Here is an 11076-nt window from a genome sequence, read left to right as displayed (position 1 = left end):
GGGGGTCATCAGAGCAAAGCCGTGCACAACTGGGAAGGGGTGTCGCAGAAGAAATCTGACTGACTGTCAGAAAACTATTGAACTGGCACCGCCCCTACTGCAACCTGTTCTAGGTCTTGAGACGGGAGGACGGCAATGGGTGGTACGGAACACCTCACCGTGCAGCGCGAGGGCGCCACACTGGTGCTCACCTTGAACCGGCCGGAAGCGAAGAACGCGCTCTCGCTGCCGCTGCTGGTGGGCCTGTACGACGGCTGGCTGGAGGCCGACGCGGACGACTCGATCCGCTCGGTCGTCCTCACCGGCGCCGGCGGCGACTTCTGCGCCGGTATGGACCTCAAGGCCCTCGCGGGCCAGGGCATGGAGGGCGACCAGTACCGGGACCGGCTCAAGGCCGACCCCGACCTGCACTGGAAGGCGATGCTGCGCCACCACCGGCCCCGCAAACCCGTGATCGCGGCGGTGGAGGGGTACTGCGTGGCGGGCGGCACCGAGATCCTCCAGGGCACGGACATCCGGGTCGCCGGGGCCGGGGCGACGTTCGGGCTCTTCGAGGTGAAGCGCGGACTCTTCCCCATCGGCGGCTCGACGGTCCGCCTCCAGCGGCAGATTCCGCGCACGCATGCGCTGGAGATGCTGCTCACGGGGCGGCCGTACGGGGCGCAGGAGGCGGCTCGGATCGGACTGATCGGGCGGGTCGTGCCGGACGGCACGGCGCTGGATGTGGCCCTTTCGATCGCTGAGCAGATCAATGCGTGCGGGCCGCTGGCTGTCGAGGCGGTCAAGGCGTGTGTCTACGACACGGCGTCCATGAGTGAGGCGGACGGGCTGGCGGCTGAGCTTGAGCGGGGGTGGCCGGTTTTCGCCACGGCCGATGCGAAGGAGGGGGCCCGGGCGTTTGCGGAGAAGCGGGCGCCCGTGTATCGGCGGGCGTGAATCTTCCCCGCCCCGCCCCTTCCCGAAAGCCTCCGGCGGGGGGAGGGGGATGGGGGAGGGGGGTCTTCGTGGGCTGCGCCCCGGACCCCTCGCGGGGGCCCCGCCCCCTGCACCCCGCTTTCGGGGCTGCGCCCCGGACCCCTCGCGCCTCAAGGGCGCTCGTCCTCAAACTCCCCAACACATCAAGGGCCGGGGGACCCCCATGACGGGCTGACCGCCGCCCAGGATCTGCTGAAAGTGGCCCAGGAGCAAAGGAGTTCGTCCCATGACAGGTTCTGCCGCGCCCGAGGTGCTGCGCGCACCCCTCGTCGTCGAGTTTCCGTTTACCCGGTCCCTCGGGCCGGTCCAGAGCGCCTTTCTCACCGGCCTGCGCGAGCGCGTCGTGCTCGGGGTGCGGGGCGGGGACGGGCGCGTGCTCGTGCCGCCCGTCGAGTACGACCCCGTCACGGCCGAGGAGATCCGCGAGCTCGTCGAAGTCGCGCCCACCGGGACCGTCACCACCTGGGCCTGGAACCCGTCCCCCCGCCGCGACCAGCCCCTGGACCGGCCCTTCGCCTGGGTGCTCGTGAAGCTGGACGGGGCCGATACCTCGCTCCTCCATGCCCTGGACGCCTCCGGGCCCGAATCCGTCCACACCGGGATGCGCGTGCGGATCCGGTGGGCCGAGGAGCGTACCGGCGCCATCACCGATATCGCTTGCTTTGAACCGTATGAGGGTGGGGAACGTCATCAACCCGCGCCTCACAGTGGTGAGTTCGCGGATGCCGTCACCGGGATCGTCGCTCCCGCACGGCTCGACTACACCTACAGTCCCGGCCGCGCCCAGTCCGCCTACATCAACGCGCTGTCCGCCCGCAAGACCGTCGGAGAGCGCTGCCCGTCCTGCCGGAAGGTGTACGTTCCGCCGCGCGGCGCCTGCCCCACCTGTGGGGTCGCCACCGAGGAGCGGGTCGAGGTCGGGCCCGCCGGGACCGTCACCACGTACTGCATCGTCAATATCAAGGCGCGGAACCTCGATATCGAGGTGCCCTACGTCTATGCGCACATCGCGCTCGACGGAGCCGGGCTCGCCCTCCACGGGCGGATCGGCGGCATCCCGTACGACCAGGTCCGGATGGGGCTGCGGGTCGAGCCCGTGTGGACCGAGGGCGGCCGCTATCCCGACCACTACCGGCCCACCGGCGAACCCGACGCCGACTACGAGACGTACAAGGAGCTGATCTGATGGCGCCCACCTCTCCCGCCCGGGACGTGGCGATCGTCGCCTTCGCCCAGAGCGATCACCGGCGCCGCACGGACGAGCTGTCCGAGGTCGAGCTGCTCATGCCCGTGCTGCACGAGGTGTTGGATGCGACCGGCCTCAAGACCAGTGATATCGGGTTCACCTGCTCCGGATCGAGCGACTATCTCGCCGGGCGCGCCTTCTCGTTCACCATGGCGCTCGACGGGGTCGGTGCCTGGCCGCCGATCTCCGAGTCCCATGTCGAGATGGACGGCGCCTGGGCGCTCTACGAGGCCTGGGTGAAGATCCTCACCGGGGAGGCCGACGGCATCCTCATCGAGATCCTGCTCGCCCGCGGCCGCATCCAGGAGGCCCAGGAACTCTCCGACACCTACAACTACGGCCAGGTCGTCCCGGGCGCCGTCGTCTATCCCGACTCCGAGACCGTCTACAGCGAGCTCCTGATCGCCCGGGGGCTGCGCACCGACGCCGAGGAACGGCTGCGGGCGGTCGGCCGCAGGCTCGAACCGCGCGGCATGCGCAACCCCATGTGGTGCCCGTGGCGGCCGCTCCTGGCCCAGACGATCGCCCACACCGATCCCGGCGAGGCCGCCGACATCGCGCAGGAGGCGGTGGAGATCGCCCGCCGCTTCGGCACCCCGGGCGCCATCGGCCGTGCCCTGCACGCGGCCGCCAAGGTGGCCTCCGGCGCCGACAGCCTGGCCCTGATGGCCGAGGCCGTCCGCCAGCTCGAACGGTCCCCGGCCGCGTACGAGCTCGCCCAGGCCCTGGTCGACCACGGCGCGATGCTCAGCCGCGCCGGGCTGCCCCAGGACGCCGCCGACCTGCTCATGCGCGGCCTGGAGAGCGCCGCGCTGTGCGGTGCCGACGCCCTGGCGGCGCGGGCCCGCGAGGAGCTCGCGGCCTCCGGCCTTCGCCCGCTCCAGCTGCGCACCGTCGACTCCGACTCGCTCACCTCGCAGGAGAAGGCGGTGGCCGAGCGGGCCGCGCAGGGCTGGGAGAACAAGCGGATCGCGGAGGAGCTGAGCATCAAGGAGCGCACGGTGGAGCTCCTGCTGTCCGGCGCCTTCCGCAAGCTCGGCACCGACCGCAGCGGCCTGGCCGGTCTGCTGCCCCACCAGACCCGAGGCTCCGGCATCCGAGGAGTGCCACCCGGCCGCTGAGGAGGCCACCCCCGGACGGCCCCGGCCCCCGAGCCGCCCGCCGGCAGGGGGAGCCGGGGCCGCGCCGTGCGGCGGCCGGTGCGGACACCCTGCCCGCACCGGCCCGCCGACCCGCCCAGGCCCCCGGGCCCGGCTCCGCCGGACCGCCCGGGGCACGTACCATTGACGGCATGTCCTTCCTCCGCCGCCGCAGCGCCGCCACTCCCGCGGGCCCGGACTTCGATGTCCTGGCCATGGACCCGGGAGACTGGCCCGGCAACCTGGGCGCCGGTCTGCTGCCCGCGCCCGACGGCAGCTGCCAGGGTGTCTTCCTGCGCTACGACCTGTTCGGCGGGCGCGGCCCCGCGATGATCATCGGCAATCTGCCGGAGGGCTCCCCGGCCCGCGAGATGGCCGAGGGCCAGGTCCCCTTCGAGGTCGCCCAGCTGCTCGTGGCGCTGGAGAACGACGAGCCGATCGAGGTCGTCGGCACCGAGGACATGCCGGTGATGCAGGGCGACAACCTCCTCATCGTGCGCCGCCTCAAGCTCTCCGAAAGCCGTATCTCCTGCGTGCAGTTCGACCGCAGCGACAACGTCCTGGTCACGATCGCCAGCTGGGACCGGCCGATCACCGACGACCTGTACGCCCTCCTGAAGCCGCTGCCCGCGGAGCTCTTCCAGCAGAGCTGAGCGACACCCGGCGTTTCGCCCCACAGCCCGGCACCTTCCGTCCAAGGTGCCGGGCTGCTGCGTGTCCCCGGCCGTGAACCGGCCCTGCGCCATCGCCTGTTGACCTGTCCGCGCCACCAGTAGGTCAGACGCCCTGTCAGAGGTCTGGGCCACTGATACAAGTCACGCTGGCCGAGAGGTACTTGACGCGCCGTCATCCGGGGTCACACAGTGTCCCGCGCGTACCCACGCGCGCACGGCGAGAGAGCCCATGCACCTCCCGGCAAGAAGGGTTGTCCATGACGTCCAAGCAGAGGATCAGACTCGCGCTCGCGGCCGCGACGGCCGGCGCCCTGGGCCTCGCCCTGGCCCCCGCCTCCCCGGCGAGCGCGGCCCCGGGCGGCACCGAATGCCCCCGCGTCCTGAAGTGCGACTGGGTTCCGGCGGCCTACCGGCAGACCGGCGACCCGGCCAACAAGGAGGACTACGGCAACTACGACCTCTCCGACCGGCCGGGCACCAACAAGATCAAGTACATCGTCCTGCACGACACCGAGGAAACCTTCGCCACCACCCTGAAGATCTTCCAGGACCCGAAGCGGGCCGCCTCCGCCCACTACGTCGTGCGCTCCAGTGACGGCCACGTCACCCAGATGGTGAAGACCAAGGACGTCGCCTGGCAGGCCGGCAACTGGTACGTCAACTCCGACTCCATCGGCATCGAGCAGGAGGGCTACGCCACCGAGGGCGCCACCTGGTTCACTCCCGAGATGTACCGCTCGACGGCGGCCCTGGTGCGCTATCTCGCCGCCAAGTACGACATCCCGCTCGACCGCCGGCACATCCTCGGCCACGACAACGTGCCGCCCACCACCCCGTCCGGCACCGCCGCCATGCACTGGGACCCGGGCCCGTACTGGGACTGGAACCACTTCATGACCCTGCTCGGGAAACCCACCGAGCCCACCGGCCGCCCGGGCGGCCAACTGGTCACCATCAACCCGGAGTTCAAGAAGAATCTCCAGTCCGTCCGCGACTGCGAGAAGAACATCGACCTGCCCGTCCAGCCCTCCAGCGCGGTGCCGCTGCACACCGAACCCTCCACCACCGCCCCGCTGTTCGCCGATCCGGGCCTGCACCCGCCCGGCCGGCCCGGCACCAACTGCGCGGGCGACTGGGGCAGCAAGATCAGCGCCACCCAGCAGGCCGTGGTCGCCGACCGCAAGCCCGGCTGGACCGCGATCTGGTGGTACGGCCAGAAGGCCTGGTTCCAGAGCCCCGGGCACACCCGCACCACCACCCCGACCGCCGGCTACGTCGTACGCCCCAAGCCGGGCCTGACCGATGTGCCGGTCTACGGAACCGCCTACCCGGTGGCCGGTGACTATCCGGCGGACTTCAAGGCGCCGCGGGTGAGCACCCCGCTCGGCTACACCATCAAGGCCGGCCAGTCCTACCCCGGTGGCGAGCCCACACCCGCCGGCTACTACTACGCCCCGACCATCGACTCGTCGTACCCCTACGACCACACGTACTTCCCCGGCAGCACCCGCTTCGTGACGGTGCAGATCGGCCACCGGATCGCCTTCGTGAAGGCCTCGGACGTCGACGTCGTCCGGGTGCGCTGACCGTACGACAGCGCGCTGCGCGCCCAGTGTGTCGGCACTGGACGCGCAGCACGCTTCCCCCTCTGCCCGGCGGTCAGCGCGTGCCGACCGCCGCCCGCACGGCCCGCCGCGCCAACGCGCAGTCGTCGTGCAGCCTGCGGAGCAGCAACCGCTGCTGCTCCCCGGCGGACAGCGAACCCGGCGGGGGGTTCTGTGCCGGGCCGGCCGGTGCCGCGTCCCGCATGGTGCGCTGCACCGCCGTCTCGTACGTCCTGATCTCGCGGGTCAGTACGAGCATCAGGTTCACGAGGAACGCGTCCCGCGAGGCGGGGCCCGCCGCCTGCGCCGCCTGGCTGATCCGCCGCCGCTCCGTCGGGGCGTCGCCGAGGACCGCCCACAGCGTCGCCAGGTCGTAGCCGGGCAGGTACCAGCCCGCGTGCTCCCAGTCGACCAGGACCGGGCCCGCCGGTGACAGCAGGATGTTGGAGAGCAGCGCGTCACCGTGCGAGAACTGCCAGTCCACCCGGCCCGAAAGCGCCAGACCGTGCACCAGTTTCTGAAGGTCACTCAGATCCCGGTCGGTGAACAGGCCGAGCTCGTGGTAGCGGGCGATCCTCGGTGCGTAGTCCAAGGGCCTGCCGAACATCTCGGCGGGCGGCCGCCAGGCGTTGATGCGCCCGATCGCGCCGAGGGCAGCCCTGACATCGGCACGCGGCGGAGCCTCGACCGGGTGTCGCTGCAGGGCCGCCGCCCGGCCCGGCATCCGCTCGATCACCAGGGTGCAGTTGTCGGGATCGGCGGCGATCAGCCGCGGCACCCGCACCGGTGGGCGGTGCCGGACGAAGGCGCGATACGCAGCTATTTCGTGCCGGAACCGCTCGGCCCACGCAGGCGAGTGGTCCAGTAAACACTTGGCGACGGCCGTCGTGCGTCCTGTCGTGCCGACGATCAGCACCGAGCGTCCGCTGTGCCTCATCACCTGGACCGGATTGAACTCCGGGCAGATGCGCTGCACCGAGGAGATCGCGATGCGCAGCTGCGCGCCCTGCGGGCCCGACATGTCGATTCTCCCGCTGAGCGGCTGCGTGCCCGCCCCGGTCCGGCGCGGCATCCGGCCCGCACCGTAGGCCGACCCGGCGTGGGTGGGATCGAGGTACGGTCCGCCACCCGCCCCCAGAGGACGGTGCGGCCGGGGCGGCGCGGACACGGAGGACGATGCTGTGTACATGGGGTGACAGATCCCTTCGTGTGCCGACAAGTTGCGTGCGCTACCCGTCCCGGTGGCCGAGCCGCACCCTGGGGAATGGGGTCCGGCCCCCGGGTCGGGGTGGCGCTCTCTTACCTGACACCCGGCCGCGGGTGGCACACCATCTGGCGTGCCCTGGCGAACCATGGCGAATACTCGCGCCGCATCTGACAGGGGGATTACTGTCAACTCAGCCGAGAACCTGGGGGCTTGACGTGAGCGGACAACCCAACACCCGCCTGAACGACCTGTTCGGCCTCGCCGGCTGGTCCAAGGGCGAACTCGCGAGAATGGTGAACCGGCAGGCGGCGGCCATGGGCCACCCCCAACTGGCCACCGACACCTCACGGGTGCGGCGTTGGATCGACATGGGGGAGACCCCGCGCGATCCGGTGCCCAGGGTGCTGGCGGCGCTGTTCACCGAGCGGCTCGGCCGTGTCGTGACCATCGAGGACCTCGGGTTCGACCGGCACGGGCGCGCTGGAAAGCGGAACGACGTCAGGAACACGAAGAATCCGGACGGCCTTCCGTGGGCGCCCGAACGGACGGCAGCGGTCCTCACCGAATTCACGGGAATGGACCTCATGCTCAACCGACGCGGTCTGGTGGGCGCGGGCGCCGCGCTCGCCACCGGCTCCGTACTCAGCAGCGCCATGCACGACTGGCTGCACACCGACCCCGTACTCTCGGCCGACGCCCCCCGCCTCAACGACCCTCTGCACGCCGATCCCGCCGGGTTCGACCGCTACGAGGCCGCCCCCATCGGATCGCAGGAGATCGACGCCCTGGAGCGTTCGGTCGAAGTGTTCCGTGCCTGGGACGCCTCCCGCGGCGGCGGGCTCCAGCGCAAAGCGGTGGTGGGCCAGCTCAACGAGGTGGGCGGCATGCTCGCCTACCGCCACCCCGACCATCTCCAGCGGCGCCTGTGGGGCGTCGCCGCCAACCTGGCCGTCCTCGCGGGCTGGATGTCCCACGACATCGGCCTCGAACCGACCGCGCAGAAGTACTTCGTCATCGCCGCGCACGCGGCCCGCGAGGGCGGCGACCGCCCGCGCGCCGGCGAGGCCCTCTCGCGGGCCGCCCGCCAGATGGTCCACCTGGGCCGTCCCGGCGAGGCCCTCGACCTCATGAAGCTCGCCAAGTCCGGTTCGGGCGAGGAGACCCTGCCCCGCACCAAGGCGATGCTGCACACCATCGAGGCGTGGGCCCAGGCATCCATGGGGCGCGGGCAGGCGATGCGCCGCACCCTCGGCGAGGCGGAGGAGCTCTTCGTCTCCGACAAGGGCGATGTACCGCCGCCCAGTTGGATGCAGATGTTCGACGAGGCGGATCTGCACGGCATGGAGGCCCTGGCCTTCCGTACGCTCGCCGAGCACGATCCGGCGGCGGCCACCATCGCGCAGCACCACGCCAAGCAGGCACTGGAGTTGCGGGTCGGCGGCCGTCAGCGCTCGAAGATCTTCGACTACATCTCGCTTGCCTCGGCCTGCTTCATCGCCGACGACCCGGAACAGGCGGACCGTTACGCCCGTCTGGCTCTGGTGTCGATGGGGGAGACCTCCTCGCACCGCACCTGGGACCGGCTGCGCGAGATGTACCGGCTCACCGGCCAGTACGCGAGCTACGCCAAGATCCAGGACCTCCGGGAGGAGATCGAGCTGGCGCTGCCCCAGGCGCCGGTCAAGCGGAACCGGATCGCGGACATCTAGAAGGGGGTTGTACGCCGGACACGTACAACCCCCGAGCCCCCCTCGGGCCGTTTCTCCGCCGCCTGTGCGTCAGGACCCGATGCGGGCCACCAGCACACAGGCGTCGTCCTCGCGCTCGTGCTCGCCGAACTCCTCGACGATCATCCGCACGCAGTCCTGGGCTGTGCGGCCGCCGTCGAAGAGCGGGGCGAGTTCGAGCAGCCGACGCGGCTGTGACGCCTCGGACGCACTCCGCCGGGTCAGCCCGTCGGTGCCGAGGACGAGCAGGTCGCCCGCCTGGAGCGTGACCTCGGCCTGGCCGTAGGACGCCCCGTGGGTGGCGCCGAGCAGCACCCCCTCCGGTGCGCTCAGCGCCCGTCCCGTCCCGTCGCGGAACAGCAGCGGGGCGGGGTGGCCGGCCTGGGACCAGGTGAGCCTGCGCCCGGCGGGTTCGTAACGACAGCAGACCGCGCTGCCCAGGGCGGGCTGCACGGTCGTCTCCAGAAGCTGGTTGAGGTGGCCCATCAGGGGGCCGGGGCCGATGCCCGCGACGGCCATTCCACGCAGCGCGCCGAGCAGCATCGCCATGGCGCCGGTCGCCGTCACCCCGTGACCCGTGAGGTCGCCGACGGTCAGTAAAGAGGTGCCGTCGGGGAGTCCGAGCGCGTCGTACCAGTCGCCGCCGATGAGGGCGCTGGAGGAGGACGGCAGATAGTGCGCGGCGATGTCGAGCGCGCCGGGGCCGCCCTGCGGGAGCCGCAGAGAGCCGCGCCACGGGGGCAGTACGGCTTCCTGCAGCTCGACCGCGAGCCGGTGCTCGGTCTGGGCGATGTGGCGTTGGCGCTGCAGACAGTCGCGGCTCTCCCGCACGGCTCGCTGACTGCTCCGCAGCTCGCTCACGTCGCGCAGGACGGCCCACATCGAAGCGGTGCAGCCGTCGGCGTCGAGCACCGGTTCGCCCATCATGTGGAGCGTGCGGACCCGGCCGTCGGTCCGTACGATCCGGAACTCCCCGTCGATCGGGCGGCCGTCCACCAGGGCGCCCGTCACCATCGAGGTGAGCAGGGCCTGGTCGTCGGCGAACACCATGGTGGGCAGCTCGTCGAGGGACATGCCGCCGCTCTCGGGGGGGCGCCCGAAGATCTGGAAGAGCTCCTCGGACCAGCTCACCGCGTCGGTCAGCAGGTTCCATTCGGCGCTGCCGACCCGGCTGAGCAGGGTGCCGGCGCCCGGATCGTCGCTGAACGCGCTCTCGACGGCGAGGGCTGCCGCGTCCTCCTCCTCGGCGCTCAGGCCCTCGCGCAACTGGTCCAAGTGCGAGCCCAGGTCGTCGAGTTGATGGACCGCCAGATCGCACAGGGCGCGCTGCCAGCGGCCCTGCGGGTCGTCGTCGTCCACGAGCGCGTCGCGGCGCACCGCGTCCACGCCCCCGCGCAGCCGACGGGTCTGCGTGATCAGTGCGTCGACCGTGCCCCGCTCGGGCGGTTGTGGCGCGGGACGGTCCGCGAACAGATGGGACGGCATGACGTTCTCCGATGCGGCCGCGGTAGAGCCTGGTCTGATGAAGTGGACCGGTAACGACTGTTGCACAGGGAGCGATGCCCCGTAAGGGATTTGGCAACACTCGATACGGTGGTGCTTTTGGCATATGCCAAAGGCGAGCGGTTTCGCCTGTCGTGAGCGGGGATTACCGCCGGGCATATGCGAACGGGGCGATCGACCGGCTTCCCGCGGCATCGACCGGACGGTGCACGAGCGGCGCCCGGGCGCCCCCCTGTCCAGCCCGCCGACTAGGCCTGCGTGGAAGCCGATTGGCCCGGCCGGAGCGCGAGGGCGGCCGCGCAGAGCACGGCCCCGGCCGCGCCCGCGGCGGAGGCCGAGCACTGCTCGACCAGGGACGTGGCGGCCGCCCCCGCCACGACGGCCGCCAGGCGCCCCGCCACCCAGTGGTCCGCGTCCCGCGCCTCCCGCTTCGCGAGCCGCCCCGCGAGCCCCGTGAACGTACCGGTGAAGTACGTGGTCGGGGTGCCCCACGCCCGTGCCTGCACCCCCATCGCAAGGGCCGCCGCGAGCAGCAGCACCAGCTGCGGGCCGAGCGAGCGCCCGAGCCCCAGCGCCCAGCCGGCCGCCGCCAGCGTCAGCAGTACGGTCTGGGCCGCGAGCAGCAGCCGGGGCGCGAGGCGGCCGGCCGCGAGGGCGGCCCCGGCCGAGCCGAGGGCGTACCCGAGCAGCGCGGTCAGGGCGCGGGGAACCGCCTCGCGGTCCCCGGCGCCCACCGATGCGCCGACCAGGACGAGGTTGCCGGTCATGACCCCCGCGAACACTTTCCCCAGACAGAGGAACGCGAACGCGTCGGTGGCTCCGGAAGCCGCGGAAAGGACCAGGAGGAACTTTTCGTCGGACCGGGCGGCAGAAGTTGTCGTGATCGCGGAACTCATCAGCGCATTCTCGTCTCCTTAGCAGGACGGAGGCGGCAGGAACCCGGACCCGCGTGGCAAGTCCACGACAAGAGTCCACTACGGTCCCTGTGAGTACACCGGCCC

The 11076-nt window shown here is 71.5% G+C and carries 9 protein-coding genes; 6 read left to right on the top strand and 3 right to left on the bottom strand.

The window, feature by feature from the left end:
• The first annotated feature begins 135 nt into the window (after nt 1-135).
• The 5 genes from IE206_RS03455 to IE206_RS03435 all read left to right on the top strand — a co-directional run bounded on the left by IE206_RS03455 (nt 136) and on the right by IE206_RS03435 (nt 5620).
• Complete coding sequence (locus tag IE206_RS03455) at nt 136-936, top strand: crotonase/enoyl-CoA hydratase family protein (RefSeq protein WP_189960366.1); 801 nt, start codon at nt 136-138, stop codon at nt 934-936.
• A gap of 265 nt (nt 937-1201) precedes the next feature.
• Nucleotides 1202-2161, top strand: a complete 960-nt coding sequence (locus IE206_RS03450; RefSeq protein ID WP_189960365.1) for a Zn-ribbon domain-containing OB-fold protein — start codon at nt 1202-1204, stop codon at nt 2159-2161.
• A complete protein-coding gene (locus IE206_RS03445) occupies nt 2161-3342 on the top strand; it encodes a LuxR C-terminal-related transcriptional regulator (protein ID WP_189960364.1) in 1182 nt (393 codons plus the stop codon). The genes IE206_RS03450 and IE206_RS03445 overlap by 1 nt, the downstream gene beginning before the upstream one ends.
• A gap of 170 nt (nt 3343-3512) precedes the next feature.
• Nucleotides 3513-4013, top strand: a complete 501-nt coding sequence (locus IE206_RS03440) for a hypothetical protein (protein ID WP_100573614.1) — start codon at nt 3513-3515, stop codon at nt 4011-4013.
• 278 nt (nt 4014-4291) lie between these two features.
• The gene (locus IE206_RS03435; RefSeq protein ID WP_189960363.1) at nt 4292-5620 is read left to right on the top strand and encodes an N-acetylmuramoyl-L-alanine amidase; all 1329 of its coding nucleotides are present in this window, start codon (nt 4292-4294) and stop codon (nt 5618-5620) included.
• Between the two features lie 73 nt (nt 5621-5693).
• On the opposite strand, the gene IE206_RS03430 is transcribed toward IE206_RS03435, so the two are convergent.
• Nucleotides 5694-6827, bottom strand: coding sequence for an aminoglycoside phosphotransferase family protein (locus IE206_RS03430; protein WP_189960362.1), 1134 nt, complete (start codon nt 6825-6827; stop codon nt 5694-5696).
• 233 nt (nt 6828-7060) lie between these two features.
• Here IE206_RS03430 and IE206_RS03425 point away from each other — a divergent pair, with 233 nt between their 5' ends.
• On the top strand, nt 7061-8554 hold the full coding sequence (locus IE206_RS03425; RefSeq protein ID WP_189960361.1) for a DNA-binding protein NsdB: 1494 nt from the start codon (nt 7061-7063) through the stop codon (nt 8552-8554).
• A 69-nt stretch (nt 8555-8623) separates the two neighbouring features.
• Here the strand turns inward: IE206_RS03425 and IE206_RS03420 are convergent, their stop codons facing one another.
• Together IE206_RS03420 and IE206_RS42325 are read right to left on the bottom strand one after the other, a co-directional pair.
• On the bottom strand, nt 8624-10057 hold the full coding sequence (locus IE206_RS03420; protein WP_189960360.1) for a PP2C family protein-serine/threonine phosphatase: 1434 nt from the start codon (nt 10055-10057) through the stop codon (nt 8624-8626).
• 266 nt (nt 10058-10323) lie between these two features.
• The gene (locus IE206_RS42325; RefSeq protein ID WP_226598690.1) at nt 10324-10971 is read right to left on the bottom strand and encodes a DUF1275 family protein; all 648 of its coding nucleotides are present in this window, start codon (nt 10969-10971) and stop codon (nt 10324-10326) included.
• Nucleotides 10972-11076: the final 105 nt, after the last annotated feature.

The organism is Streptomyces violascens (assembly GCF_014649955.1).
Taxonomy (GTDB): domain Bacteria; phylum Actinomycetota; class Actinomycetes; order Streptomycetales; family Streptomycetaceae; genus Streptomyces; species Streptomyces violascens.
The sequence above is the reverse complement of the archived record's forward strand: the minus strand, read 5'-3'. Positions and strand labels throughout refer to the sequence as shown.

What these genes read in the sequence shown, in the direction of transcription:
- IE206_RS03455 (WP_189960366.1), top strand. Translation starts at nt 136, where the DNA reads ATGGGTGGTACGGAACACCTCACCGTGCAGCGCGAGGGCGCCACACTG.
- IE206_RS03450 (WP_189960365.1), top strand. Translation starts at nt 1,202, where the DNA reads ATGACAGGTTCTGCCGCGCCCGAGGTGCTGCGCGCACCCCTCGTCGTC.
- IE206_RS03445 (WP_189960364.1), top strand. Translation starts at nt 2,161, where the DNA reads ATGGCGCCCACCTCTCCCGCCCGGGACGTGGCGATCGTCGCCTTCGCC.
- IE206_RS03440 (WP_100573614.1), top strand. Translation starts at nt 3,513, where the DNA reads ATGTCCTTCCTCCGCCGCCGCAGCGCCGCCACTCCCGCGGGCCCGGAC.
- IE206_RS03435 (WP_189960363.1), top strand. Translation starts at nt 4,292, where the DNA reads ATGACGTCCAAGCAGAGGATCAGACTCGCGCTCGCGGCCGCGACGGCC.
- IE206_RS03430 (WP_189960362.1), bottom strand. Translation starts at nt 6,827, where the DNA reads ATGTACACAGCATCGTCCTCCGTGTCCGCGCCGCCCCGGCCGCACCGT.
- IE206_RS03420 (WP_189960360.1), bottom strand. Translation starts at nt 10,057, where the DNA reads ATGCCGTCCCATCTGTTCGCGGACCGTCCCGCGCCACAACCGCCCGAG.
- IE206_RS42325 (WP_226598690.1), bottom strand. Translation starts at nt 10,971, where the DNA reads ATGAGTTCCGCGATCACGACAACTTCTGCCGCCCGGTCCGACGAAAAG.